This window comes from Weizmannia sp. FSL W8-1119 (assembly GCF_038008605.1).
Taxonomy (GTDB): Bacteria; Bacillota; Bacilli; order Bacillales; family Bacillaceae_C; genus Weizmannia; species Weizmannia coagulans.
Window position 1 is genome coordinate 868,253 of record NZ_JBBOZL010000001.1, and the last position, 23,415, is coordinate 891,667.

The 23,415-nt window shown below is 48.7% G+C and carries 27 protein-coding genes and 1 other annotated feature (1 of these 28 running past the window's edge); of the genes, 17 read left to right on the forward strand and 10 right to left on the reverse strand.

Annotation, left to right across the window (positions count from 1 at the left end):
- Window positions 1-120: 120 nt before the first annotated feature.
- Together NSQ19_RS04010 and NSQ19_RS04015 are read right to left on the reverse strand one after the other, a co-directional pair.
- Complete coding sequence (locus tag NSQ19_RS04010; protein WP_340702434.1) at window positions 121-351, reverse strand: spore germination protein GerPB; 231 nt, start codon at window positions 349-351, stop codon at window positions 121-123.
- Window positions 352-364: 13 nt separating this feature from the next.
- Window positions 365-586, reverse strand: coding sequence for a spore germination protein (locus NSQ19_RS04015; protein WP_013858760.1), 222 nt, complete (start codon window positions 584-586; stop codon window positions 365-367).
- 119 nt (window positions 587-705) lie between these two features.
- Between NSQ19_RS04015 and NSQ19_RS04020 the strand changes: the two genes are divergently transcribed.
- The 4 genes from NSQ19_RS04020 to NSQ19_RS04035 are packed head-to-tail and all read left to right on the forward strand — an operon-like array spanning window position 706 to window position 3,181.
- Window positions 706-1,068, forward strand: coding sequence for a hypothetical protein (locus NSQ19_RS04020; protein WP_340702435.1), 363 nt, complete (start codon window positions 706-708; stop codon window positions 1,066-1,068).
- Window positions 1,069-1,127: 59 nt separating this feature from the next.
- Window positions 1,128-1,871 (forward strand): DUF418 domain-containing protein, encoded by a 744-nt coding sequence (locus NSQ19_RS04025; protein WP_340702436.1) that lies wholly within the window; start codon window positions 1,128-1,130, stop codon window positions 1,869-1,871.
- 10 nt (window positions 1,872-1,881) lie between these two features.
- Window positions 1,882-2,760, forward strand: coding sequence for a fumarylacetoacetate hydrolase family protein (locus NSQ19_RS04030; protein ID WP_340702437.1), 879 nt, complete (start codon window positions 1,882-1,884; stop codon window positions 2,758-2,760).
- Between the two features lie 49 nt (window positions 2,761-2,809).
- Complete coding sequence (locus tag NSQ19_RS04035) at window positions 2,810-3,181, forward strand: YisL family protein (protein WP_014095756.1); 372 nt, start codon at window positions 2,810-2,812, stop codon at window positions 3,179-3,181.
- Window positions 3,182-3,255: 74 nt separating this feature from the next.
- On the opposite strand, the gene NSQ19_RS04040 is transcribed toward NSQ19_RS04035, so the two are convergent.
- From NSQ19_RS04040 to NSQ19_RS04060, 5 genes are all read right to left on the reverse strand, one after another.
- Window positions 3,256-3,813, reverse strand: a complete 558-nt coding sequence (locus tag NSQ19_RS04040) for a DUF2777 domain-containing protein (protein ID WP_340702438.1) — start codon at window positions 3,811-3,813, stop codon at window positions 3,256-3,258.
- Window positions 3,814-4,139: 326 nt separating this feature from the next.
- A complete protein-coding gene (locus NSQ19_RS04045; RefSeq protein WP_017553340.1) occupies window positions 4,140-4,265 on the reverse strand; it encodes a hypothetical protein in 126 nt (41 codons plus the stop codon).
- A gap of 130 nt (window positions 4,266-4,395) precedes the next feature.
- On the reverse strand, window positions 4,396-5,253 hold the full coding sequence (locus tag NSQ19_RS04050) for a DegV family protein (protein WP_328197316.1): 858 nt from the start codon (window positions 5,251-5,253) through the stop codon (window positions 4,396-4,398).
- Between the two features lie 94 nt (window positions 5,254-5,347).
- Entirely contained in the window at window positions 5,348-5,545 is a 198-nt protein-coding gene (locus NSQ19_RS04055; protein WP_013858766.1) for a DUF3813 domain-containing protein, read from the reverse strand.
- A 232-nt stretch (window positions 5,546-5,777) separates the two neighbouring features.
- On the reverse strand, window positions 5,778-6,599 hold the full coding sequence (locus NSQ19_RS04060; protein ID WP_328197315.1) for a Cof-type HAD-IIB family hydrolase: 822 nt from the start codon (window positions 6,597-6,599) through the stop codon (window positions 5,778-5,780).
- Window positions 6,600-6,763: 164 nt separating this feature from the next.
- Here NSQ19_RS04060 and NSQ19_RS04065 point away from each other — a divergent pair, with 164 nt between their 5' ends.
- The 3 genes from NSQ19_RS04065 (at window position 6,764) to clpB (ending at window position 10,066) form a co-directional block, all read left to right on the forward strand.
- A complete protein-coding gene (locus tag NSQ19_RS04065; RefSeq protein WP_014095750.1) occupies window positions 6,764-7,072 on the forward strand; it encodes a metal-sulfur cluster assembly factor in 309 nt (102 codons plus the stop codon).
- Window positions 7,073-7,184: 112 nt separating this feature from the next.
- Window positions 7,185-7,364 carry a YjzC family protein gene (locus NSQ19_RS04070; protein WP_017550192.1) on the forward strand — a complete coding sequence of 60 codons (180 nt, stop codon included), beginning with the start codon at window positions 7,185-7,187 and terminating at the stop codon, window positions 7,362-7,364.
- 119 nt (window positions 7,365-7,483) lie between these two features.
- Entirely contained in the window at window positions 7,484-10,066 is a 2,583-nt protein-coding gene (clpB, locus tag NSQ19_RS04075; protein WP_340702439.1) for an ATP-dependent chaperone ClpB, read from the forward strand.
- A gap of 67 nt (window positions 10,067-10,133) precedes the next feature.
- On the opposite strand, the gene NSQ19_RS04080 is transcribed toward clpB, so the two are convergent.
- Entirely contained in the window at window positions 10,134-10,316 is a 183-nt protein-coding gene (locus NSQ19_RS04080; protein WP_029142324.1) for a YjzD family protein, read from the reverse strand.
- 228 nt (window positions 10,317-10,544) lie between these two features.
- On the opposite strand from NSQ19_RS04080, the gene NSQ19_RS04085 reads away from it, so the two are divergent.
- Window positions 10,545-11,303 carry an NADP-binding protein gene (locus tag NSQ19_RS04085; protein ID WP_019721811.1) on the forward strand — a complete coding sequence of 253 codons (759 nt, stop codon included), beginning with the start codon at window positions 10,545-10,547 and terminating at the stop codon, window positions 11,301-11,303.
- A gap of 6 nt (window positions 11,304-11,309) precedes the next feature.
- Here the strand turns inward: NSQ19_RS04085 and NSQ19_RS04090 are convergent, their stop codons facing one another.
- Complete coding sequence (locus tag NSQ19_RS04090; protein ID WP_019721812.1) at window positions 11,310-11,576, reverse strand: hypothetical protein; 267 nt, start codon at window positions 11,574-11,576, stop codon at window positions 11,310-11,312.
- A 311-nt stretch (window positions 11,577-11,887) separates the two neighbouring features.
- On the opposite strand from NSQ19_RS04090, the gene NSQ19_RS04095 reads away from it, so the two are divergent.
- The 9 genes from NSQ19_RS04095 (at window position 11,888) to NSQ19_RS04135 (ending at window position 22,259) form a co-directional block, all read left to right on the forward strand.
- Window positions 11,888-12,826: a beta-ketoacyl-ACP synthase III gene (locus NSQ19_RS04095; RefSeq protein ID WP_118498047.1), complete on the forward strand. Its 939-nt coding sequence runs from the start codon at window positions 11,888-11,890 to the stop codon at window positions 12,824-12,826.
- 67 nt (window positions 12,827-12,893) lie between these two features.
- Window positions 12,894-14,135 carry a beta-ketoacyl-ACP synthase II gene (gene fabF / locus NSQ19_RS04100; protein WP_340702440.1) on the forward strand — a complete coding sequence of 414 codons (1,242 nt, stop codon included), beginning with the start codon at window positions 12,894-12,896 and terminating at the stop codon, window positions 14,133-14,135.
- A gap of 370 nt (window positions 14,136-14,505) precedes the next feature.
- Complete coding sequence (locus tag NSQ19_RS04105; protein ID WP_340702441.1) at window positions 14,506-15,297, forward strand: DUF2268 domain-containing protein; 792 nt, start codon at window positions 14,506-14,508, stop codon at window positions 15,295-15,297.
- Between the two features lie 150 nt (window positions 15,298-15,447).
- The gene (locus tag NSQ19_RS04110; RefSeq protein WP_340702442.1) at window positions 15,448-16,479 is read left to right on the forward strand and encodes an ABC transporter ATP-binding protein; all 1,032 of its coding nucleotides are present in this window, start codon (window positions 15,448-15,450) and stop codon (window positions 16,477-16,479) included.
- Window positions 16,466-17,392 carry an ABC transporter ATP-binding protein gene (locus NSQ19_RS04115; RefSeq protein ID WP_340702443.1) on the forward strand — a complete coding sequence of 309 codons (927 nt, stop codon included), beginning with the start codon at window positions 16,466-16,468 and terminating at the stop codon, window positions 17,390-17,392. Before NSQ19_RS04110 ends, NSQ19_RS04115 begins: the two co-directional genes overlap by 14 nt.
- 15 nt (window positions 17,393-17,407) lie before the next feature.
- Window positions 17,408-18,376, forward strand: coding sequence for an oligopeptide ABC transporter permease (opp4B, locus tag NSQ19_RS04120; protein WP_195850508.1), 969 nt, complete (start codon window positions 17,408-17,410; stop codon window positions 18,374-18,376).
- Window positions 18,377-18,389: 13 nt separating this feature from the next.
- A complete protein-coding gene (locus NSQ19_RS04125; protein WP_340702444.1) occupies window positions 18,390-19,298 on the forward strand; it encodes an ABC transporter permease in 909 nt (302 codons plus the stop codon).
- Window positions 19,299-19,316: 18 nt separating this feature from the next.
- A complete protein-coding gene (gene opp4A / locus NSQ19_RS04130; RefSeq protein ID WP_340702445.1) occupies window positions 19,317-21,095 on the forward strand; it encodes an oligopeptide ABC transporter substrate-binding protein in 1,779 nt (592 codons plus the stop codon).
- Between the two features lie 411 nt (window positions 21,096-21,506).
- Window positions 21,507-22,259: a YjbA family protein gene (locus NSQ19_RS04135; protein ID WP_017553948.1), complete on the forward strand. Its 753-nt coding sequence runs from the start codon at window positions 21,507-21,509 to the stop codon at window positions 22,257-22,259.
- Between the two features lie 36 nt (window positions 22,260-22,295).
- On the opposite strand, the gene trpS is transcribed toward NSQ19_RS04135, so the two are convergent.
- Entirely contained in the window at window positions 22,296-23,288 is a 993-nt protein-coding gene (gene trpS, locus NSQ19_RS04140; RefSeq protein WP_340702446.1) for a tryptophan--tRNA ligase, read from the reverse strand.
- A 61-nt stretch (window positions 23,289-23,349) separates the two neighbouring features.
- Window positions 23,350-23,415 (reverse strand) — a binding site (T-box leader); it runs 175 nt beyond the window's last position.

A 23,415-nucleotide genomic window follows, 5' to 3' on the forward strand; every position in this document is an offset into this window, starting at 1 on the left:
AAACCTGAGCTTAAAGCAAAGCATCGGTGTACAGCGTCAATGCTGAACCTGGCGCAGGGTCCGGAAAGAGCATGCCGGTCATGTTCAGGCATAACGTCGGGAAAACCGGGACCGCGCTTTCTATCTTGAGCTTGAAGCGGCAGCGCCGGACTGCATGGGAACTGTCACATTCGGATTATAAGGCTGGTCTGCAGCGGCAGAAGGAGCCGGCGCGGAAAAATTCCCGGTATTATACAAATAAGCTGCCGGCTTGATGATGCCGGACGTGCCGATTTGAAAGACGGAAGAATTTGTAATGCCGCCGATCTTGATCATGCGGATGTGGATGCTTTGCTGCACGTAGAGATTCATATGTTTTCACCCGTTACAAATTAAAATAGTTTCCCTGGTCAATGGCATCAAAATCATACGTATTTGTATTTGACTGGTAGTTTGTAATGGACAGGTTTTCACCCGTGTTAAAGGACCCCGCCCCGGCAAACGTTTTGGAACTGGCAACCGGCTGAATCAGGAATACATCACCGACATTAAAGACGCCGCTTGATCCGATACTGATAATTTGGACGGCGCCGACAAAACCGGGCATGGCGCGCACATCCTTCCTTGGTCAGTGGCAATTGACTTTTTCATGCTTCATTGTATGAAAAAAACGAAAAAAGGGTGATTCATCCGCCTAACGGGCAAAAACAAAAAAGGAGCGTTGCAATGGCTGAATGGGCGCCAATCCGTGAAAAACGGCGGAATCCTGCAATTGACATATTGAGGGGATTTTCCCTTTTCGGCATTCTCATGGTAAATATGCTTTCTTTTCTGTCTCCTTATCTTTATATTAATCCGTATGACTGGTTCAAAGCGGGGGACCGGGCAATCGTGGCGTGGATTGAGGTGTTTTTCCAGTCCAGTTTTTATCCCGTTTTTGCGTTTCTTTTCGGATATGGGCTGATGGTGCAGAAACAGCGGGCGGAAAGGGCAGGGGTCGAGGTTTATAAGTTTTTTTCCGGCGCCTTACCGTTTTGCTCGTTCTCGGCCTTGCCCATGCATGGTTCATCTGGCCGGGGGACATTTTAGCGGCTTATGCGGTCTTTGGCATGATGCTTTTGCCCTTTCTGAAACAGGGAGGGAAAACTTTGATTTTTGGCGGGGCTGCCCTCTTTTTTATCCCGCATTTACTCATAAGCTTTTATCTGATGGTGATGGCCATCCGGTCGCCGGACGCTTCACTCCTGTATACCGACTGGCGCAATACCGCCGCTTCATTGCAGGTGTATGCAAACGGGAGCTTTATGGACATTACGAAAAGAAGGTGGCTGGACTGGTATGCGGTATACGGCCCTCCCGGCACATGGCATGCTTTTCTGTCAGTTTTTCCGCTGATGATGGCGGGGGCGGGCGTTTGCAGGGAAGGCTGGCTTACAAAGGGGAGGATTCCGGCAAAAAAATGGCTGCTGTTTTTTTGCTGCTGCTTTGTTTTTGGCCTGTTTTGCAAACTGTTGCCGCTTATTGCCGCCCCCATCCTGCCTTTTCTGTATATCCGGGAGACGATCGGCGGCGCCGTTTTAAGCGGTGCTTATGTTGCACTCGTTGAGCTCTGTGTGAAGCACCGGCTGGCGGATTTTCTCAGGCCGGTTGCAATGGCCGGGAGGATGCCGCTTTCCAATTACATCAGCCAGTCTGGTTTAGGCTCTTTGATCTTTTACGCTTATGGACTCGGGCTTTACGGAAAGTTGTCTGTGCCAAGCGGGGTATTGCTTGTTGTTTTGTTTTTTCTTATGCAAGTGCTGGTTTCCGACATTTGGCTGCATCGCTTCCGCTACGGGCCGCTTGAATGGGGCTGGCGGCAACTCAGTTATCGAAATGACAAAAAAGGATGAGGTGTATACGATGAAATTCATGAGCTTTGTTTGGCAAGACCAGGTACAATACGGTGTGCTTTATAATGAAACAACGATTTTAAATTTACGGGCTTTGGATAATGATTTTCCGCCATCTTTGCTTGAAGGCATCCGGGCGGGCGAGGCGTTTACCGGCCGTGTCCGGGAAGAATTGAAAAAACCGGAAGCAACCCTTGAAGGCGCACTCGTTCCGCTTCGCGAGGTTTCCTATCTTCCCCCGATTCCGGACCCGGTGAGAAACATGTTGTGTGTCGGCAAAAATTACCGGGAACATGCGATTGAAATGGGGAGCGCGGAAGATATTCCTGAACATATTATCGTGTTTACAAAAGCGACGACAACTGTCAATGCACATGAAGCGCCGGTTGATTCGCACCGGGCGGTTACCCGCGAATTGGATTACGAAGGGGAGCTGGCAGTCGTGATCGGGAGGGAAGGGAAGCAGATTGCAAAAGAAAATGCCCTTTCCCATGTGTTCGGATATACCATTTTAAACGATATCACAGCGAGGGATCTTCAACGGAAGCATAAACAATATTTTATCGGGAAAAGCCTGGACGGATCCTGCCCGGTTGGCCCGTGGATTGTCGACCGTTCCGAAATTGAAAATCCGAATGCGCTTGATATCGTGACAAAAGTTAACGGGGAAGTCCGCCAGCAGTCCAATACATCCCGCTTTATTTTCCCAGTTGAGGAGATCCTGTCCGAATTGTCGAAAGGGATGATGCTTTTACCCGGGGATATCATTGCAACGGGCACCCCTGCCGGCGTTGGCAACGGGTTTCATCCGCCGCGTTTCTTGAATCCGGGTGATGAGGTTGAAATTACGGTTGAAAAGGTGGGAACTTTGCGAAACACCATCAAATAAAGTAAGATGGGTATAAGACAGATAAAGAAGCAAAGGAGAAGATCGAACGATGTTAACCCGCACAGATGCGCATGTCACAACATGGGTCATTGCGATCCTTTTGTTTATCTTGGCCTTGTTCCTCCATCGCGCAGGAAAAGAAAAGGCGTTTAAAACGGTCCAGATGGTTTTAAGGCTGTTTTACATACTCGTCATCGTCACAGGTGCGCTGCTCTTTTTCCATAACCAGCGCCTCGATCCTGCCCTGTACGGCCTTAAACTGCTCGGCGGGATTCTCGTGATTGGGATGATGGAAATGATTACGCTGCGGCTTTCTAAAAGAAAAAGTACGGGAATTCTCTGGGTTTTGCTGATCATCTTTTTCGCCGCCGTCCTGTATCTTGGGCTGCGCCTGCCGATGGGATGGCATCCTTTTTATTGACGCCCATGCGGTACCGGTGCAATTTTTCAGGATAGAAATGGAGAGGGGAGGCAAGGGCCGGCTTGCCTTCCTTTTTACATTTTTTTCAAAAGCATGCGCCTTCCGTCACTCCATGTACACTCGAACCACTCGTCCGCTTGTTTGCCCAGCCGGAAATGGTGGTGGACGGATAAAATAGCCTCCCCGTTATCAAACAGCATGAAATTCACGCCTTCTTTTTTCTCCAGGTTGACGAGGCATGACAATACGTTATGACAGTAGATACAATCATAAATAGAAAAGCCTGCCCCGTTTAAGAAAGAGACGAAGTGGTGAAACAGGCCGTCCTCCCATTCTCCGAGCAGCATCTCAAGCGAAAAATTGACCGGCTTCGGAATCCGCAAGCTTGCTTTTTCTTCAAGAAGAAGCGTTTCTCCGTCCGACATGACGGTTTCATCCGCTGTTAATAGGCCTTTTTTCCAACGCCCGGAATGGAAGATTTCAATTTTTTGGCCAACAAACTCCTCGAGCATCGATGCCTCATCAGATATATCATCAAAAAATACCCATTCTTCATTCAGCTTCTCGATTGAACCGGTTAAAAAAGCGCGGGACTGGCATTCCATGATTTTTAATCTGAACTGTCCGTCCATTTGCGGTCCTCCTTCCCGAGCATCATTTCCTTATTTGTTTTTGACAAGGGGAGGGGTTTTCATACCTTTTTAAGCAGAAAGAAAACAGGGCCCGAAGCTTTTGGTTTAGGCGGTAAACATCTGCACCATCCCGGTTACCCCCTTGGACTTTGCATCCGTTTTAAGCAAAAGAATTTGTGATAACCGGCAGGCTTTGGGCCGGAAACACGTGCCCCGGTGCCGTGTGCTCTGTTTTAAGCAAAAAGAAAACCAGAAAGGGCTGTGCCTTTCCGGTGCGCGTCACCCGTTGATCACGGTGCCGCCGTTTACGTGAATGACCTGCCCGGTCACATAGCTTGAGTCGTCGGATGCAAGATTTCCGGCTGCGGGTTCATTTCCGTTTCTGTGCCGGGCTGCCTGTTCTGGTGCTGGGCGGGCAAAGTTTTCTTGGAAGCATTTTGTTCGTTCGCCACTTTTACCACTCCTCGTTCAATTTTTAAACGGAACGGCAATCCGAAATTTGGATTGGCCGGCCATCACCATTCGTCTATACCCGTCCAAAATTTCTATTAACCGGTATGCCCGGAAAAAAGTTGGAAGGCGTTACGGCAGCTCATTCAGGAAAAAGACGGATAATGCGCCCGGCCCGGCGTGCGACCCGATCACGGCGCCGATCGTGTTGATTAAAAATTGTTTTGTGCCGAAACGCGCTTCAATCAGCTGTTTCATTTCTTCCGCAGCCGCTTCATCATCGCCGTGGCAGATGCCGACCAGCTGGTGTTCAAGGTCCGTGCCGCGTTCTTCCATGATATCGAGCATACGGTGCAGCAGTTTTTTCCGCCCGCGGATTTTTTCAATCGGAATGAGCTTCCCGTCTTCTACATCGAGGATCGGTTTAATATTCAGCAGGCCGCCGAAAAATGCGCTTGTTTTCGATAGCCTGCCGCCTCTGGCAAGAAAATCAAGATCGGCGACTGTGAAAATATGCTCCATATGCTTGCTGCGGAATGCGGCATCACGGACGATTTCCTCTTTTCCTGCCCCGTTTTTTCGTAAATCGGCGGCTGCTTTTACAACGAGGCCGTAACCGATCGAAGCACATTTCGTATCGAGTACCGTTAAATCAAGATCGGGACAGGCTTCTTTCACTTGTTCGGCGATCATGGCCGCGGTTTGGTACGTTCCGGACAGCTCGGACGAAAAAGCCAGGTAAATGCCGGTGTCCCCCGATTTGGCAAGATCGGTAAAAAGTTTTTCAAAATATTGCGGTGACGGTTGCGAAGTTTTTGTAACCACCCCCGCACGGATCAAACGGAACACTTCTTTGGGGTCAATGCCGACTAGGTCGTCATAGGATTTGTCCTCTACATAAACGGTCAACGGAATCAAGTGTACATGGTTTTCTTTGAAAAAAGACAGCGGCAAGTCGCTGGCACTGTCAGCAAAAATTTGAATGCCCATCGTTTTCACCCTCACAATCAGTTCTGTCTTTAGTTTACCGATTTTCCTCGTTTTGCACAATTTCCAAAAGAAAATAGCTGCCGGGTTTCGGCAGCTATTCCAATTTTCCAAGTTCCTGTTGCATATCGCGCAGCTGTGCTTTTTCTGCAAGTGTCGTGTTGGCATATGCACTGGATAAAGCATTTTTCGCTTTTTGAACCATTTCATTCTTTTCTTGTTCCGTTCCGAAAGCAGCCGTCTCTTTCGCCAGTTCGACAAATTGCCTGGCCTCTTGAAACAGTCGGTTCGCCATTATAAAATGCCTCCCGGAATGCCTTCTTCGCTCCTGTTCGCTTCTGCTTCGGCCAATGTGGAGTGATATGGGAAACGCTCGCTATACTTCTTCACTGCATCTTTTCCCTGATGGACAAAACGTTTCGATTTGCTGCTTCTGCCCAAACGAAACACCGCCTTTACGGGAAGGGTGCACGGGGGTGCCGCGCCCGTTTATAGTGTTGGAATTCCCGGCGCTGATTATGCGTTTTTCATGAGATGGCTTTCAAATTCAGCGCTTCTTCAAGAAAAATGCCAATGCCGTCTTCCGTATTGGAAAGGGTGATTTCATTTGCGATTGTTTTTAAGGCCGGAATGGCATTTCCCATCGCAACCCCCGTCCCCGCGTATTCAATCATTTCCAGGTCGTTGTCTTCATCCCCGAAGGCAATGATCCTTTCTTTCGGAATCCCGTATGCGTCGGCGACTTTTTTCACGCCGGCCGCTTTATTCAGCCCGGCTTTAATGATCTCGATGATATGCCACGGAGCCCCCCAACGCCTGTGGTCGATCACTTCGGCATGGACGTCGCTTAAGTAGCTGCGGATCGACGGCACGTCTTCCTTTGCTGCATGGATCAGCATGGACGTCGGTTCATCTCTTAAAAAGCGCATTAAATTTCCGGTTGTGACCTGCGGGTTTCCAATTTGAAAAATGCCGAGCAGTTTTTCGTCGTGATAATGGAGGTACACCTCATCTTTCACTTCTGCTACAATATTATACAGCCGGAAATCGCCGCATGTTTCAACGATCGATTTTGCCACTTGAAGCGGCATCGGTTCATGGTAGATGCCAAAGCCCGTATTTTTCGGATGGTGGACAAATGCGCCGTTGAAATTGACAATCGGCGTATCGAGTCCAAGTTCTTCATAATACGGCTGGCTGGAGCGGAAAGGGCGGCCGGTGGAAATGATGACCTTATGGCCGGCGTTGATTGTTTTTTGCAGAACGGATTTTGTTTTCGGGGAAATGGTCTTTTCATCATTTAACAATGTGCCGTCAAGATCCAATGCAATTAAATAAGGTTGAGGCATTTGGCTTTTCTCCTTTTTCTCAAAATGATTCAGTTTACATGCAATTTTCGTGACGATCCATTATACTAATAATATAACATTTTCACAGCTTAAAAACCTGCTGTAAAGCATTTTTATCTTGTATGCCGTTTTGTTATGATAGTTATCGGGGAGGTTTGAAAACCATGGATGAAGCTTTGAAAGAAAATATTATGGGCGCGCTTGAACAAGTGATTGACCCGGAAATTGGCATAGATATTGTAAACCTCGGTCTTGTTTATGATCTTGACCTGGATGAGGAAGGCTGCCTGACGGTGACCATGACCCTGACCGCAATGGGCTGCCCGCTCGCGGGAATTCTCGTTGACCAGGTGCAAATGGCGGTACAGGACATTCCGGAAGTAAAGGACACCCATGTCAATATCGTCTGGAACCCGCCGTGGACAAAAGACCGCATGTCGCGTTATGCCAAAATTGCGCTCGGGATTAACTGATCCAGCGCTCCCCTCTTTGCCGTTTTCATTTTTTGGCTGGCAAAAATAAGCGCTCATGCTTTAAAAAGATTAGCCCAAACTAATGCTGACGATGAAAAAAGGGGGCGTTACTTTGGGGCAAAGCAACCTGTTTCACCCCGGAAGCAAAGCACCGAATAACGGGGTGTATGTAGAAGTTGGCGAAAATGGCGACCCGGTCGTAAACCCGAAAAGCGCCCATCTCCACAGAGGCGACCGCTTTCCGGAAACAACGAACGATGCCCGCCATTGGAGGCGCAAACGCAAACCTTAAAATCCAAACGGGGAGAAATCCTCGTTTTTTTTTTTTGCTGCCGTCAAAGGAAAACGGTAAAATAAGGATAGGCGCCCGCGCTGCGATAAACGGCACGCGCCATAGCGGAGGTGGAATGGATGGATATCAACCGCATGACTTTTACGGTACAGGAAGGTTTGGTGGAAGCCCAGCAGCTGGCCTCCCAAAAACATCACCCGGAACTGGATATTGCCCATTTATGGAAAACGTTGATGGAAAAGCCGGACAGCCTACTTCCCGAGATATATAACGGCCTTGGGTTAAGTAAGGAAGAAATTGGAAAAATTGCAGATGAGATTCTCGCGAAAAAACCGGAAGTGGCCGGGCAAAGCGCCCCGTATTTGTCCGCGGCGCTTTTGGAACTGTTCCGGCTCGCGGAAGAAGAAATGCGCGCGCTAAAGGACGAGTACATTTCGGTTGAACATTTGGCCCTGGCTGTAATGGATGTTGAACATGATGACCTGTCTCGCTATTTGAAAAGCAGGACCACAAAACAGCAACTGCTTCAGGCGATCAAAAACATAAGGGGGAATCAAAAAGTGGCCTCGCAAAACCCGGAAGCAACCTACAACGTTTTAAAAAAATACGGCACCGACCTTGTTGAAGCCGTTAAAGCCGGAAAGCTCGATCCTGTTATCGGCCGGGATGCGGAAATCCGGAACGTCATCCGGATTTTATCCCGGAAGACAAAAAACAACCCTGTCCTGATCGGCGAACCCGGCGTTGGCAAAACGGCCATTGTCGAAGGGCTTGCCCAGCGGATCGTCAGGAAAGATGTCCCGGAAGGCTTAAAAGACAAAACCATTTTTTCGCTCGACCTCGGGGCGCTTGTTGCAGGTGCCAAGTTCAGGGGGGAATTTGAAGAACGGCTGAAGGCGGTATTGCAGGAAATCAAAAAAAGCAACGGGAAGATTTTGCTGTTTATCGATGAACTGCACACGATTGTCGGCGCCGGCAAAACGGAAGGGGCAATGGACGCCGGCAATATGCTGAAACCGATGCTTGCCCGCGGTGAACTGCACTGTATCGGCGCGACGACCCTGAACGAATACCGGCAGTATATTGAAAAAGATGCGGCCCTCGAACGCCGTTTCCAGCAGGTGCTCGTCCAAGAGCCGGATGTGGAGGATACGATTTCGATTTTAAGAGGGTTAAGGGAACGTTTTGAAATTCACCACGGCGTCCGCATCCATGACAAAGCGCTCGTCGCCGCGGCCACCTTATCAAACCGCTATATTACCGACCGCTTTTTGCCGGATAAAGCGATTGATCTTGTCGATGAAGCCTGCGCCAACATCCGTGTGGAAATGGATTCCATGCCCACGGAGCTCGACGAAGTGACAAGGCGCATCATGCAGCTGGAAATTGAAGAAGCCGCCCTGCAAAAAGAAACGGATGAAGCAAGCATTGCGCGCCTCGATATTTTGCAAAAAGAGCTTGCCGATTTGAAAGAAGAAGCGGACCGGATGCGCGCCAAATGGCAGGCTGAAAAAGCGGAATTGCAAAAAATACAGGAAAAACGGGAATTGCTTGAAAAATACCGGCGCGACCTTGAAGAAGCGGAAAACCGGTATGATTTGAACAAAGCGGCCGAACTCCGGCACGGCAGGATTCCGGCCGTTGAAAAAGAATTAAAACAGCTTGAACAGCAAATGGCGGAAAAAGAAGGGAGCGGCCGGATATTGCGCGAAGAGGTCACGGAGGAAGAAATTGCAGCGATTGTCGCGCGCTGGACGGGGATCCCCGTCGCAAAACTTGTGCAAAGCGAACGCGAAAAACTGCTGAAGCTGGAAAGCATTTTGCATGAACGCGTCATCGGCCAGGACGAAGCTGTCCGCCTTGTCAGCGACGCGGTTTTAAGAGCCCGGGCCGGCTTGAAAGACCCGAACCGCCCGATCGGATCCTTTATTTTTCTCGGCCCTACCGGCGTCGGGAAGACGGAACTTGCCAAAGCGCTGGCACAGCATTTATTTGACAGTGAAAATCATATGATCCGGATTGACATGAGTGAATATATGGAAAAATTTGCGGTCTCGCGGCTGATCGGGGCGCCGCCGGGATATGTCGGCTATGAAGAAGGCGGCCAGCTCACTGAAGCGGTGCGGCGGAAACCGTATTCCGTCATTTTGCTGGATGAAATTGAAAAAGCCCACCCGGAAGTGTTCAATATTTTACTCCAGGTGCTCGATGACGGCCGTATCACCGATTCGCAGGGACGGACGGTTGATTTTAAAAATACGATCATTATCATGACTTCGAATATCGGGTCGTCCTATTTGCTCGATATTAAAGGCGAGGAAATTAGTGAAGAGACGAAAAATAAAGTAATGGCACAGTTACGCGCATCGTTCCGGCCCGAATTTTTAAACCGGATTGACGATATCATTTTATTCAAGCCGCTCACGCTGGAAAATATGATGGGCATCGTTGATAAAATGGTGCATGAATTGGCTGCACGCCTCGCTGAACAATCGGTCGGGCTTCAGCTGTCCGACGAGGCGAAAAAATGGATTGCAGAATCGGCCTATGATCCGGTGTACGGGGCACGGCCGCTGAAACGGTTTATCCAGCACCAAATTGAAACGAGGCTTGCAAAAGAAATCATCGCGGGAAAGGTCAAGCCGCATCAAACCGTCACACTTGATGTGAAAGGCGGGGCGCTTCAAGTGACAACCGGATAATAGATGAAAAAACCGGGAGGCACTGTGCCAGCAGCGCCTCCCGGTTTCCGGTGAGGGGTGTTTTGATTTATTGTCCGGCACTTGTATTTTTCGGCAATGCTGCATGGACAATAAATGCAATGACAGAAAGGACAAGCGACATAACGGCCATCGTTTTCATGCTGTATTCTGAATTTGACATGGCACTGCCAACGTAGCCGAGCATTTGGCTCAGTAAAAACACCCAAAAAATCGTAACGATGTATTTCATTTTTTCACCCCGATTGAAAAAACTCTTTTTAAATCATCCTTTATCTTACCACAGCCGCAGCCATTGGAAAAGGGAAACCCGGTTGCCGCGGGTGAAATTTTTCCCGAAGGATGGAACGGATTCCGGGAAAATGGGCACAGCGGCCTTTTTGCCCGTTTCGGATCGTCCGGAAGTATCTTTACGGCGGGAAAAGCATATGCTTGAATAAAGATGAATGGAGGGCCGGCCATGAATCAAGCACTTGTCATCGGTGCCGGGGCGTTCTTCGGATTTGAGCTGTGCAAGGCACTGCTTGATGCGGGATATCCGGTTACAGCGGCTGATCAAGAAACGGATCCCGGTTTTTTGCTGGAAGAAAGATGGATGGAAATCGGCAGGAATGCCAATTTGGAATACCAGCCTCTGAGCCGGTTGTCGCCGGAAAAATGCACATGCTGCATTCCGGTATACGATTATTATGTCCGGGATGCCCGTGAAGATTTACAGGATGCGTGCCGCTTTTTAGAGCCGTTTAAAGCGCAAATCGAATGTGTGGCGCTCATTCTTCCAAACCATCTGGCTGGTGCGGAACAAACAGAATGGGTTCCCGGCGTGCTAGGCGATTGTGCGCGCGTTACCTTTTTTGTCCCGGCACTGTTCGGCCCCGGCCAGCCCGGGAGCCTTGCTTTTTCCCAAATGATCAACGGGAATCCGGAACCGGACTTAAAATATGACGACCGCGATGCCCTTTTTGCAGCAGATGCCGCAGGGGCCATTGTCTCCGGGCTTGAAAAAAGGGAAACGGGGAAAGTCTTTTATTTAAAAAGCCCTGACGGAAACGGATGGGAGCCTATCGCCCGGTTTTTAACGCAGGATACAGGCAGCCGCCCGCTTCCTTCGTGCAGGCTTGATGCAAGAGACGAATGGGAACCGATGATCGTCCGGCCGTCCGTTTCCTGGCAGGCCGCAATTCAACAGCAAATCGCCTGCCAACGGAAGAACAGCTAAAGAAGGCTAATCTTCCTTTTCAAAATGGGAAAGCCACTTCTCAAAAACCGGCGTGATTTTCCGGAACAACGGCTTAAACTCCTCGAAAACGCCAACGACTTTGTCAGCTTGGTCCAGCAATGCTTCAATATCCACATTCCGGAAAAAAGCAAGGTCAAACAGGCCGCCACTTATTTCTTCATCTACTTCTTCCTGCCCGGGCCCGTGCGGCTCTTGCCGCTTTTGCGGGAAAAACATCCGGTCAAAAGGGTGGATTTTTTCATGTTCTTCCATTTTTTCACTTCCTTTCTTCCTTTTTTGTCAGGATGGGGGCGGTCAGGATCTATTATCAGCATATGATAGAAAAACGCATCGGCTTGCATCAATGGCCCGAATCGCTCCCGGAGGAAAACTGCACTATGTGATCCGCGCGGCCCGGCCCTTTTGGCAGCGCGTTTTTTCCTCCCGCCATTGTGGGCATGTGCAGCATTTTCCCCTATTCGTGACAAGCAAACAGTGCTTTGTTATAATTAGGAGCAGGTCATAATATTGTGCGATAAGGAATTGTGCCGCTTTGACTATTTTAGTGAAAGAAGGAATGCAAAATGAATGCTGGCATTATCGGTGTCGGAAAATATAATCCTGAAAAGGTTTTAACAAATGCGGACTTTGAAAAAATGATGGACACGTCGGATGAATGGATCCGGACGAGGACCGGGATTGAAGAACGGCGGATTGCAGCGGATGATATGGAGACTTCCGATATGGCATATGAGGCGGCTGTAAAAGCGGTGAAACATGCAGGCATTTCCGCGGAAGAACTCGACCTCATCCTTGTTGCGACCGTGACGCCGGACCAGCCGTTTCCGACGGTCTCCAATATTTTGCAGGACCGCCTCGGTGCAAAAAAAGCTGCCGCGATGGATATCAGTGCGGCCTGTTCCGGTTTTATGTACGGGCTTGCGACGGCCAAGCAATTTATTGAGACGAAAACGTATAAATATGTTTTAATTGTAGGTGTTGAGAAATTATCCAAGATCACGAACTGGGAAGACCGCAGTACGGCGGTGCTGTTCGGCGACGGGGCGGGCGCAGCGGTTGTCGGCCCGGTATCGGAAGGCAGGGGCATCCTTGCTTTTGAACTCGGTTCCGACGGTTCAGGCGGAAAATATTTGTATGAGGATAAAGACGGGCATCTTGTCATGAACGGCCGTGAAGTGTTTAAATTTGCCGTCCGCCAAATGGGCGAATCGAGCGTGCGCGTGATCGAAAAGGCCGGCGTCAGGAAAGAAGACGTCGATTTCTTAATTCCGCACCAGGCCAATATCCGGATCATGGAATCTGCAAGGGAAAGGCTCGGCCTGCCGGTGGAAAAAATGTCGAAAACGATCCACAAATACGGGAATACTTCGGCAGCATCGATACCGATTTCATTGGTGGATGAACTGGAAGAAGGAAAGATCAAAGAGGATGACCTCATCCTGATGGTCGGCTTCGGCGGCGGACTGACCTGGGGAGCCGTACTGGTCAGGTGGGGAAGATAACGCTCTTATGCAGCATACAGATTGTAAGAAACACGGTCTTCTTATACCAGGAAAAGGAGATGGCATAATGGAAAAAAGAAGAGTGGTTGTTACGGGAATCGGGGCTGTCACGCCGGTCGGAAATGACGCGCGGACAGCCTGGGATACGGTGCTGGACGGCAAATCCGGCATCGGTCCGCTGACAAGGCTGGATGCGGACCAGTTTCCGGCAAAAGTGGCAGCTGAAGTGAGAGACTTTAACATCGAAGAATTTATTGAACGGAGAGAAGCCCGCAAAATGGACCGTTTTACCCATTATGCGGTCGCAGCTGCACTGATGGCGGTAAAAGATGCCGGACTTACGATCAACGAAGAAAATGCAACCCGTGTCGGCGTCTGGATCGGTTCCGGTATCGGCGGCATGGAAACGTTCGAAAACCAGTTTGAAGTATTCCAAAAACGCGGATATCGGCGTGTAAGCCCTTTTTTTGTGCCAATGATGATTCCAGATATGGCAGCAGGCCAGGTTTCGATCATTCTTGGCGCAAAAGGGATTAACTCCTGTACCGTCACCGCGTGTGCAACAGGGACAAACTCCATCGGTGACGCATTTAAAGCGATCCAGCGCGGCGATTGCGATGCCATGATTGCTGGGGGGACGGAAGCGCCGATTACAAGAATGGCATTTGCAGGATTTTGTGCCAATACAGCGCTGTCCACCAATCCGGATCCGGAAACGGCAAGCCGCCCGTTTGATTTAAACCGGGACGGGTTTGTCATCGGCGAAGGCGCAGGCATTTTGGTGCTTGAAGACTTAGAGCATGCTTTAAAACGCGGAGCTAAAATTTATGCGGAAGTGGTTGGCTACGGGTCAACCGGGGATGCCTATCATATTACCGCGCCTGCGCCCGGCGGGGAAGGCGGCGCGCGCTCAATGCAAATGGCGCTTGATGACGCCGGCCTTGCCCCGGATGAAGTCGGCTATATTAATGCCCATGGGACAAGCACGCCGTATAATGATAAATACGAGACAATGGCGGTTAAAGAGGTTTTCGGCGACCATGCTTACAAACTGGCCGTCAGCTCGACAAAATCGATGACAGGCCATCTGCTCGGGGCAGCAGGCAGCGTGGAAGCCATCTTTACTGTGCTTGCGATCAAAGAAGGCATTGTTCCGCCAACCATCAATATTCAAACGCCTGATCCGGAATGCGATTTGGATTATGTCCCGGATAAAGCGCGCAAACAGGAGCTGAACGCAGCGATCAGCAATTCGTTCGGTTTCGGCGGGCATAACGCAACCCTTGCTTTTAAAAAATACGAAGCCTGATCTAAAAGGGTATCCCCGGTTAAATGGGGGGTACCCTTTTTGCATTGAAATGAAACCCGCTACTGTGAAATCACTTATTAAGTGAACGCTGTGGCGAAAATGTTATTAAAAATAACAAGTGCCTCTGAAAAGGGACCCCGTTTTGTTTTTTGCATGGGGATCAAACCGGCTGCATCGAATGCCATTCCATCGGTTTTGGCATTGTCTGAGTAGTTCGGGGATGCTTTTTTGCATGCGGAAAGATGGATTTAACAGTTGAAAAAACGCGTTCCGGGACGTGCGGCAGTCTGCTCAGGCTTTTGAAAAAATTTATTTTCTAAAATCAGGCCTCCCGCAATAAAATAAAGCAAACGGGAGGGGGGAAACGGCGATGGGGGTTATTCGGACGGATGCGTGGATGGAAGAAGCTTTCTCAAAACCGGAGCTGTTTTTACAAAACATTAAACAGGGAAGGGAAGATCCCGAAGATTTTTACCGTTATTTGCAGCGTTTTGGCATGTACCGCCCTTCAAGGCAGGCGGAACAGGTTTTTGCCGGATTAAAAAAAGCGGGCGCCTGGGAGGAAATCGGGGAGTATCACGCAAAATACAAAAAGCTTTGGAACGGGCCAGATCCGGACATTTATATTTTTCCAGCCCGGAATGGAAACGGTTTCAACTTTGGCCGCAGCCGCGGAAAATCGGGTGTGGCACTGCCGGATGCCGTTTTTTTGTTTCTTGCGCCGGTGCGGGACCGGAAAGAATGGGAAGCGCTGTTTGTCCATGAATACCATCATGCGGCAAGAATGGGCAGGCTGAAAAAACCACCGCGCGACTACACGCTGCTCGATTCCCTCGTATTTGAAGGCCTCGCCGAACATGCTGTGCTCGAGTATGTCGGAGAAGCATATGTATCGGAAACCTCAACACGTTATTCTGAAAAGCAGAAAAAACATGCATGGCAACAGTTTTTCAAAAAAAATCTTGCAGCCGGAAAAGAAGAAAAAATCCATGATGACCTTCTTTTCGGCAGAAAATACGTCCCGCCGATGATGGGGTATGCGCTCGGATTCCATTTGATAGAGAGATATAAAACGGCCCATTTCTTTTCTACAATAGCAACTCTCGGCCGCCGTTCCGAAATATTTGCAGAAGGAATGTTTACCAACCCGGCGGAATCCTGAATCCATAAAGCACCAAAAAAATACAAATATAATTTTAATTGAAAAAGCCATTGCGTTTTTTTTAGTTTTGTAATATTATTTAAACAATAAATTAATAAGATTTTAACCTATTTTCAATGTTTTCTACTTTCAAGAAGGGAGGTTTGCATATTGGAAAAACCGCCGCTTTTGCAAATTGAGGATTTGACTGTTTCTTTCCAAATCCAGGATACATACTATCCGGCGGTCGATCACGTTTCCTTAACCGTCAAGGAAAATGAAGTGGTGGCGATTGTCGGGGAGTCCGGCTGCGGAAAAAGCGCGCTTGCCCTGGCGGTGATGGGGCTGCATCCGGAAGAAAAGACAAAAATTGAAGGCCGCATTCTCTTTAAAGGGCAGGATCTCGTGCCGCTCGAGACAGGGAAACTGAATGAAATCCGCGGGGCGGAAATGGGCATTATTTTCCAGGATCCATTGACCGCGCTGAACCCGCTGATGACAGTTGGGCGGCAAATAGAAGAAAGCATGGATTACCACACCAGGCTATCCGGTTTCGAAAAGAAAAAACGGACGCTTGAATTGTTAAGCCGGGTCGGGATCCCTTATCCCGAAAGGACATATAAGCAATACCCGCATGAGCTTTCCGGCGGCATGAGGCAGCGGGTGGTGATTGCCATTGCCATTGCCTGCCAGCCGTCGCTTGTCATTGCGGATGAACCGACAACAGCGCTCGATGTCACGATCCAGGCACAAATTATGGATTTACTGAAAGATTTGCAGCGCCAGATGAAGACGGGCATTATTTTAATTACCCACGATCTTGGCGTCGTTGCTGAAATGGCCGACAGAGTGGCTGTCATGTATGCAGGCGAAATTGTCGAAATTGCGGATGTTATAACACTCTTCAAAAATCCGTTACATCCTTATACCCGTTCTTTGCTGAATTCAATCCCGTCCGCAACGGAATCGAAAGAAAGGCTGCATGTCATCCAGGGCATCGTTCCTTCACTGAAGAACCTGCCGCGCTCGGGATGCCGCTTTAAGTCAAGGATTGGCTGGATCAGCGACGCGGCGCATGAAGAAAATCCGGTTCTCCGCGAAGTGGAAAACGGACACTGGGTGCGCTGTACCTGTTATAAACATTTTTATTTCCCGGACGAAAAGAACACGGAGACAGGGGATATGTATCATGCCACTTCTTAAGGTTAAAAATCTGAAAGTCTATTATCCGGTACGGGGCGGGTTTTTCCGCCGGGTGGTCGACCATGTAAAAGCGGTCCATGATATCAGTTTCGAACTGCAGCCTGGAGAAACGTACGGGCTTGTCGGGGAATCGGGCTGCGGCAAAACGACAACGGGCAGGACGATCGTCGGGCTTAACAGGGCAACTGAGGGCAAAATTGTGTTTGAAGGCACCGATTTGGCGCGGCTCAGCCGCAAGGAATTTCAACATTACCGGAAAGATATCCAAATGATCTTCCAGGATCCGTATTCTTCCCTGAATCCGAAAAAGCGCGTGGCGGATATTATTGCCGAACCGATTCGCAATTTTGAGAAACTGCCCCGCGAACAAGAGCGGGAAAAAGTCCGCGAAGTCATGGAAAAAGTCGGCCTGAGCCCGGACTCCATGTTTAAATACCCGCATGAATTTTCAGGCGGGCAGCGCCAGCGGATCGGAATTGCCCGGGCGCTGACATTGAACCCGAAACTGATTATTGCGGATGAGCCGGTCTCCGCCCTTGATGTTTCTGTCCAGGCCCAGGTGCTCAATTTTATGAAAGACATCCAAAAAGAATTCGGGCTCACCTACCTGTTTATCAGCCATGACCTTGGCATTATCCGTCATATGTGCGACCGGATCGGCATCATGTACCGGGGGCGTTTTGTGGAAGAAGGGACGAGCGATGAAATTTACGAGAATCCGCAACATATCTACACAAAACGGCTGCTGTCCGCGATTCCAAACGGAGATCCGGAAAAAAGAACAGCACAAAAACAGTATCGGGAAAAAATCAACAATGAATTCCGGCAGGCTTTCAGGGATTATTTTGACGAGGAAGGGAATCCGTACCATCTCAAGCCGGTTTCGCCGACCCATTCCGTTGCACTGCCGTAAAGAGGGGACACAGTTATGATTAAATTTATATTGCGTAGAATTCTCATCATGATCCCTCAATTAATTATTTTGAGTATTTTAATTTTCATGCTTGCAAAGGCCATGCCCGGCGATGCGCTGACCGGCCAGCTGTCGAGCAATCCGAAAATGGATGCCCATACGCTCCATGAAATGAAGGACAAGTTGGGGCTGAATGATCCGGTTTATGTGCAGTACGCCCGCTGGGTGAAAAATCTCTTCAAAGGCGATCTCGGCATCTCTTACATCCACCAGCAGCCTGTAACAGAACTGCTTACCGGGCGGTTATGGAACACGATTTTGCTGTCGGCGGTGATTCTGATCCTGACGTATTTGATCGCCATTCCGCTTGGGATCGTGGCCGGGAGATGGACGGATTCATGGGCGGATAAGCTGATAACCGGTTATAACTATCTCAGTTATGCAACCCCGTTGTTTATCTTTGCATTGATTATGCTGTTTGTGTTCGGTTTTGTCCTGTCATGGTTTCCGACAAGCGGCAGCGTCAACATCCAGGCCCGTGACGGCACGTTTGAATATTACATGAGCAAACTGTACCATCTGATTTTGCCGGCCTTATCCGGATCCCTGCTCGCAACGGTGGGCACGATCCAGTATTTGCGGAATGAAATCATCGATACAAAAATCAAAGATTTTGTAAAAACAGCACGGGCAAAAGGCGTGCCTGAGTCCAAAGTGTATACGCGCCATATTTTGAGAAACTCGCTTTTGCCGATTGCCACTTTTTTCGGTTATGAGATTACCGGATTAATCGGCGGGTCCGTCATTTTGGAATCGATATTCGGTTATCCGGGGATCGGGCAGCTGTTTTTGCAATCCATTATGCAGCGTGATTACAGCGTGGTCACGGCGCTCGTGATGATTTCCGGCGTGGCGACTTTGTTCGGCACATTATTATCAGACATTATTTTAAGCGCTGTGGATCCGCGTATCCGGATTGAGTAACGGGGGTGAGAGGATGAAAGCAGTCATTTCAACACAACAGCCCGCAACCGCCGGAACAGAAAAAAGCCCGTCTGGATTTTCGATTATCTGGCGGGAACTGATCAAAGATAAAATGGCCGTTATCTCCATGATCGTGCTGGGGCTTATTCTGATTACGGTTTACGGCATATCGCTGTTATTAAACGAAGATGAGATTGTAAAGGTTGACCTTTTATCCATTTACGCGCCGCCCTCAGCTGAACACTGGCTCGGCACCGATTACGGCGGCCGGGATATACTCGGGCAACTGATTATCGGCGCAAAAAATTCGTTTACAATCGGGCTTGCGATTACATTGATTACCGGTGCGATCGGGCTTGCGGTCGGATTAATTGCCGGTTACTTCGGCGGGGTCATTGACAATATCATCATGAGAATCATTGACTTTATTCTTGTCCTGCCGTTTTTAATGCTGATCATTGTCCTCGTGACAATCGTGCCGAAATATAATGTGTTTTCTTTTATTCTCATTATGAGTGCATTCCTTTGGGTCGGAAAAGCGAGGTTGATTCGCTCCAAGACACTGGCGGAAAGGGAACTAGACTATGTCAGTGCTTCCAAGACGCTCGGCACGCCGGACTGGAAAATTATCCTTTTCCAGGTCCTGCCGAATTTGAGCTCGATTATTATCGTAAACTTGACGATTAATCTGGCAGGCAATATTGGCATTGAATCGAGCCTGACCTATCTCGGCTTCGGGTTGCCAGAAAGCACACCGAGCCTTGGGACGTTGGTCAGTTACGCCACAAACCCGGATGTGCTCCAGCATAAATGGTGGATTTGGTTACCTGCATCGCTCCTGATTCTGGTGATGATGCTGTGTATAAATTTTATCGGCCAGGCGTTAAAACGCGCAGCTGATGCAAGACAAAGGCAAGGATAAAAAAGAGGGGGCTTAGCAATGAGGAAAAGAAAATGGTCAAGCGTATTCAGTTTGCTGGTGATGCTCGTATTGGTGCTGTCAGCCTGCAACAATTCATCGAGCAGCGGAAGCAAAGAAGACAAGGCAGTGAAGACGGAAGATTTAGCAAGCAAGTTTCCGACTACCGTCAAAAACAATAAAAAAGCCATTGACGGCGGGGTTCTGAATTACGGCATCGTTTCCGATACGCCGATTGAAGGCACATTCAACTCTGCTTTCTACGAAGGGGCACCGGATGCTGAAGTCATTCAATTTTTTGAAGATTCGCTGTTAAAAACAGACAAAAACTATGAATTTACGAATGACGGCGCCGCCACGTACAAATTGTCCAATGACAACAAAACAATGACGATTAAAATCAAAGACAATGTCAACTGGTCTGATGGAAAGCCGGTAACCGCGGAAGATCTCGAATTTGCATACCTGGTCATCGGCAATAAAGACTATACCGGCGTGCGCTATGGCGATGCTCTGTTTCAAAACATCGTCGGCATGGATGAATACCATAAAGGAAAAGCCAAGAACATTTCCGGTGTTAAAGTGATCGATGATAAAACAATTTCCATTACCTGGAAGAGCGCCAACCCTTCCGAAAAAACGGGCGTCTGGACGACACCGCTTCCAAAACACTATTTAAAAGATGTGCCAATCGCAAAAATGGCGCAGTCGGACAAAATCCGTTTACATCCTTTAGGCTTCGGTCCGTTTAAAGTGAAAAAAGTGGTTCCGGGCGAGTCTGTTGAACTTGTCAGAAACGACCATTACTGGGCAGGAAAACCGAAACTGAAAGGTGTCGTCATCAAAGTGGTCAATCCGAAAGTGGTATTGGAAGCCTTGAAAAAAGGCGAGATTGACTATGCTGCCTTCCCGGTAGACCAATACGAATCCGCTAAAAGCGCGAAAAACTTCCAGCTGCTCGGCACGATCGATCTGGCTTACAGCTATATCGGATTTAAGCTTGGCCACTGGGATGCAAAGAAACAGGAAAACGTCATGGATAACCCGAAATTTCAAAATAAAAAACTGCGCCAGGCGATGGCGTATGCGCTCGATAACAAGTCTGTCGGCGAGAAAATCTACCACGGGTTGCGTTTTCCGGCGACCACTTTAATTCCGCCATCTTTCCCGGAGTGGCATGACAAGTCCGCGAAAGGGTACAAATATGATCCGAAAAAAGCAAAGAAACTGCTTGATGAAGCCGGTTATAAAGATGTCGACAAAGACGGGTACCGTGAAGATCCAAACGGCAAAAAATTCGTCATTAATTTCCTTTCCATGAGCGGCGGGGATACAGCCGAGCCGCTGGCAAAATTCTATATGCAATGCTGGAAAGATGTCGGCTTAAATGTGAAGCTTGTAAACGGCCGCCTTGCTGAGTTCAACTCTTTCTATGACATGGTGAAAAAAGATGACCCGAAAGTGGATATCTATTCAGGTGCCTGGGCAACAGGTACAAATGTGGATCCGTATGGCTTGTACGGACGGAACGTCATGTTTAACTACACCCGCTTTGTCAGCAAGAAAAATGATGAATTGCTGGAAAAAGGGCATTCTCCGAAAGCTTTTGACACAGCATACCGCAAAAAGGTTTACAATGAATGGCAGAAGTATATGAATGAGGAAGCGGCAGTCATTCCGACCCTTTACCGTTATCAATTGTATGCGGTGAACAACCGCGTGAAAAACTTGGCTATATATCCACATACGGATTGGGAAAAGGTGAGTGTCACATCCGAAAAAGCGGACACCCAGGAATAATCCATAAAGGCCCTGTCTTTGGCAGGGCCTTTTCCTTTCCGGCTTACCGGGATCGGGAGAGCAGAGCGTCTTTTTAAAGCAGAGCCTTTATCCTTTCCGGCTTGCCGGGATCGGGAGAGCAGAGCGTCTTTTTAAAGCAGAGCCTTTATCCTTTCCGACTCACCGGGGGAGGGAGAGCAGGGCGTCTTTTTAAAACAGGGCCTTTATCCTTTCCGACTCGCCGGGGGTGGGAAAACGAAGCGTCTTTTAAAGCAGGCCTTCTTCCTTTTCGACGCGGTGGGATTGGGGTTCTTCTTTTTACGAGCGAAGCGCAATCTTCATTTTCTACACAGCGGAATCCGGAAAAGAAGGAATAATTTAACTGCCCCCTGCCTATACTGAATGACAAACAGAGTATACGGGGGGTTATCCATGCTGTATCTTCACGATATATGGGTCAACTGGTTCGAGGGGGAGGAAAACAGTTATAATGTCTGTCCGTTCCATGAGTGGCGGAGGGACGATGTGATCGAACTGCTGGACCAGGTGCCGCTTTTATTTGTGGACACGCTTTTATACGAGTACATTGAAAATGATTTGGCTGAACTGCCGCAAACTTTGCTGAATGATGTTTTCCAGAAGGCGGTTTTGCGCAAAAACCATGAACGAATCCAGCTGGAATATTGTTTTGTCGTGACGGACGGAAAAGGGATTTTGGCGGTTGATACGATCGGCTATACGCTGCCGATCCGCAAAAGCAGGCTGATTCCGAGGCAGGAACAACTTGTCTATGAAATGATTGAAGGGCATGAACCGGTGTCCTATCCGTTTGAAAACCGCAGCCATCCGAAAGAACATCATATTTTATCCCCGTCGCCGGAATGCATGCAGGGGCTGACAAGAAGGGAACGGCAATTAAAGCAGTTGTTATTTATGGCGCTCGATCAGCTTTATTCCTCAAAAAATACGGCGGAAGTGCGGTACTGGTATACAGAATGGCGTCCGGAGCAGTATGAACACATCCAGTTTATGCCATTTGAAGATGCATGGGAGCGGCTTTATGCAGAAACAAAAACAGGCTGGTCCAAAAAGCATGAACAGTTGTGCGAAAACATGATCAAAGGGCAGCCCTTTTTTGAAAAGCTATGGGAACTGGAACACAATGAAAAAAGCGAACTGATGTAAAAACGAGTTGCGAAACCTCCGCAACTCGTTTTTTTCTTAATGGCGTTTTTTTCTGCCCAATCCCATCGCATTTTCCATTTTCCTCAGCATATTTCCGGCTACAATACTGGCTTTTTCCGCGCCTTCATCTAAAATCCGGTCCAGTTCCTCCGATTCAATCAGTTCATAATACCGTTTTTGAATCGGGGCAAGCCCTTCATTCACTACATCAACGAGATCCGCTTTAAACGCTCCATAGCCGACGCCGTCATATTTCCGTTCCAGCTCTTCAATGGTCAAGGTGCTGAAGTTGGAATAGATGTCGAGCAAATTGGAAATGCCCGGTTTCCGCTCTTTGTCGTATTTGACCACGCCTTCTGAGTCTGTAACCGCGCTTTTAATCTTTTTGTCGACCAGTTTCGGGTCATCAAGCAGCGAGATAAATGCTTTTTTATTCGGATCGGATTTGCTCATTTTTTTCGTCGGGTCCTGCAGCGACATAATCCTTGCTCCGGAATTGGAAAGCTTAATGTCCGGCAGCGTAAAAATTTCGAGGTAACGTTTATTGAACCTTTCCGCCAAATCCCTTGTCAGCTCGAGATGCTGTTTCTGGTCCTCACCGACCGGCACAAGATCCGTGCTATACAGTAGAATATCAGCGGCCATGAGCGGCGGGTATGTGAGAAGCCCGGCCGATACGCTTTCTTTCCCTGCAGATTTGTCTTTAAACTGCGTCATTCTTTCCAACTCGCCGACATAGGCAACGCATTGCAGCATCCATCCGGCCTGGGCGTGCGCCGGCACTTCCGACTGGATAAAGAGCGTCGCTTTGTTCGGGTCAATGCCGACTGCCAGATAAAAAGCGGCAAGGCTCCTGATGTTTTTGCGGAGTTCAAGGCGGTCTTGCGGGACGGTAATGGCGTGCTCGTCAGCAATGCAAAAATAGCAATTAAAGCTGTTCTGCAATTCCACAAACTGCTTCATTGACCCAAGATAGTTCCCGATGTGGATCGTTCCACTCGGCTGAATAGCTGAAAAAATCGTCCTCATTTTTTCTTCCTCCTAAAGCATGGATATTTTTCCAGAAAAATAAAAAACCCATTCATCCAAAATTAGGGACGAATGGGATTAATCCGCGGTGCCACCCTAAGTGCCCTGGTATGGGCCGCTTAGTTCC

What these genes read in the sequence shown, in the direction of transcription:
- NSQ19_RS04085 (WP_019721811.1), top strand. Translation starts at nt 10,545, where the DNA reads ATGAATCAAGCACTTGTCATCGGTGCCGGGGCGTTCTTCGGATTTGAG.
- opp4B (WP_195850508.1), top strand. Translation starts at nt 17,408, where the DNA reads ATGATTAAATTTATATTGCGTAGAATTCTCATCATGATCCCTCAATTA.
- NSQ19_RS04135 (WP_017553948.1), top strand. Translation starts at nt 21,507, where the DNA reads ATGCTGTATCTTCACGATATATGGGTCAACTGGTTCGAGGGGGAGGAA.
- clpB (WP_340702439.1), top strand. Translation starts at nt 7,484, where the DNA reads ATGGATATCAACCGCATGACTTTTACGGTACAGGAAGGTTTGGTGGAA.
- NSQ19_RS04040 (WP_340702438.1), bottom strand. Translation starts at nt 3,813, where the DNA reads ATGGACGGACAGTTCAGATTAAAAATCATGGAATGCCAGTCCCGCGCT.
- opp4A (WP_340702445.1), top strand. Translation starts at nt 19,317, where the DNA reads ATGAGGAAAAGAAAATGGTCAAGCGTATTCAGTTTGCTGGTGATGCTC.
- NSQ19_RS04020 (WP_340702435.1), top strand. Translation starts at nt 706, where the DNA reads ATGGCTGAATGGGCGCCAATCCGTGAAAAACGGCGGAATCCTGCAATT.
- NSQ19_RS04060 (WP_328197315.1), bottom strand. Translation starts at nt 6,599, where the DNA reads ATGCCTCAACCTTATTTAATTGCATTGGATCTTGACGGCACATTGTTA.
- NSQ19_RS04095 (WP_118498047.1), top strand. Translation starts at nt 11,888, where the DNA reads ATGAATGCTGGCATTATCGGTGTCGGAAAATATAATCCTGAAAAGGTT.
- NSQ19_RS04015 (WP_013858760.1), bottom strand. Translation starts at nt 586, where the DNA reads ATGCCCGGTTTTGTCGGCGCCGTCCAAATTATCAGTATCGGATCAAGC.
- NSQ19_RS04115 (WP_340702443.1), top strand. Translation starts at nt 16,466, where the DNA reads ATGCCACTTCTTAAGGTTAAAAATCTGAAAGTCTATTATCCGGTACGG.
- NSQ19_RS04030 (WP_340702437.1), top strand. Translation starts at nt 1,882, where the DNA reads ATGAAATTCATGAGCTTTGTTTGGCAAGACCAGGTACAATACGGTGTG.
- NSQ19_RS04050 (WP_328197316.1), bottom strand. Translation starts at nt 5,253, where the DNA reads ATGGGCATTCAAATTTTTGCTGACAGTGCCAGCGACTTGCCGCTGTCT.
- NSQ19_RS04065 (WP_014095750.1), top strand. Translation starts at nt 6,764, where the DNA reads ATGGATGAAGCTTTGAAAGAAAATATTATGGGCGCGCTTGAACAAGTG.
- NSQ19_RS04055 (WP_013858766.1), bottom strand. Translation starts at nt 5,545, where the DNA reads ATGGCGAACCGACTGTTTCAAGAGGCCAGGCAATTTGTCGAACTGGCG.
- NSQ19_RS04080 (WP_029142324.1), bottom strand. Translation starts at nt 10,316, where the DNA reads ATGAAATACATCGTTACGATTTTTTGGGTGTTTTTACTGAGCCAAATG.
- trpS (WP_340702446.1), bottom strand. Translation starts at nt 23,288, where the DNA reads ATGAGGACGATTTTTTCAGCTATTCAGCCGAGTGGAACGATCCACATC.
- NSQ19_RS04125 (WP_340702444.1), top strand. Translation starts at nt 18,390, where the DNA reads ATGAAAGCAGTCATTTCAACACAACAGCCCGCAACCGCCGGAACAGAA.
- fabF (WP_340702440.1), top strand. Translation starts at nt 12,894, where the DNA reads ATGGAAAAAAGAAGAGTGGTTGTTACGGGAATCGGGGCTGTCACGCCG.
- NSQ19_RS04105 (WP_340702441.1), top strand. Translation starts at nt 14,506, where the DNA reads ATGGGGGTTATTCGGACGGATGCGTGGATGGAAGAAGCTTTCTCAAAA.
- NSQ19_RS04090 (WP_019721812.1), bottom strand. Translation starts at nt 11,576, where the DNA reads ATGGAAGAACATGAAAAAATCCACCCTTTTGACCGGATGTTTTTCCCG.
- NSQ19_RS04010 (WP_340702434.1), bottom strand. Translation starts at nt 351, where the DNA reads ATGAATCTCTACGTGCAGCAAAGCATCCACATCCGCATGATCAAGATC.
- NSQ19_RS04035 (WP_014095756.1), top strand. Translation starts at nt 2,810, where the DNA reads ATGTTAACCCGCACAGATGCGCATGTCACAACATGGGTCATTGCGATC.